This window comes from Candidatus Poribacteria bacterium, assembly GCA_021295715.1.
Classification (GTDB): domain Bacteria; phylum Poribacteria; class WGA-4E; order WGA-4E; family WGA-3G; genus WGA-3G.
Genome location: JAGWBV010000045.1, coordinates 41,337 through 42,099 on the forward strand (window position 1 = coordinate 41,337; position 763 = coordinate 42,099).

Genomic DNA, 763 nt, shown 5'->3' on the forward strand with positions numbered 1-763 from the left:
GAATCGCGAGCACAGCTCGCTCCTACAGCAAGAGGAAACCCTTGAGGAATTACCGATTTAAATACTGAAATTTCATCAAACCTCGCCAGCGAGAGAAAGGTATACCTACCAAGTCCGTGTAAAATTCATTCTACCGGTCAGTCCGGTTTCACCTTCGTCCTTTTTGGTTTCATAGCCAATGTATATGCCGAGTGTATTATTCTCGCCATAACCGATGTTCACACGCCCACCGAAATTGAGAGCCCACAGCCCACCGCCATCGCCAAGACCGAGCACCGATTCAAACTGCGGACCCACCGCGATAGTGTCGTTAAGAGCATAAGTCAGGTAAGTTCGATTGTAGACTTCATTCAGACTTTGGTCATCAAATATGGTTTTGACTGTGCCGATTGTCCAATGGAAACCGAAGATTTTACCGGCGGGTAGGATCGCAAAGATTTGTGGGTATAAAGCATAGGGGCCATCTGGGCTGACATAATTGAATCCGACTCCGAGCATCGGTGTCAGCAGTAGTGCCATGCTGTCATTCGCAATAACGGGAAATGTAACGCCCATATCAAACTCGCCCAAATGATCATTAACATAGATATTAGAATCAAATGAAATGCCGCCACTGAGCGGATGGCTCGCCCCCACTAAAAAATAGGTGCCTAAGCTATCAACACCAATCTGGAACCATCCTGTTATCTTCGGTTTTTCCTCCATTGGCTTTTCTTCTGCTTTTTCACCTTCCATTTCATGGCTATCGGCAAAGGCAGTAGAG

At 46.5% G+C, this 763-nt stretch carries 1 protein-coding gene; it reads right to left on the reverse strand.

Translation table 11 applies throughout. The annotated features are described in order from the left end of the window. Positions 1-105 precede the first annotated feature (105 nt). The coding region (locus tag J4G07_12695) for a hypothetical protein (GenBank protein ID MCE2414853.1) at positions 106-763 on the reverse strand (658 nt) is incomplete at its 5' end.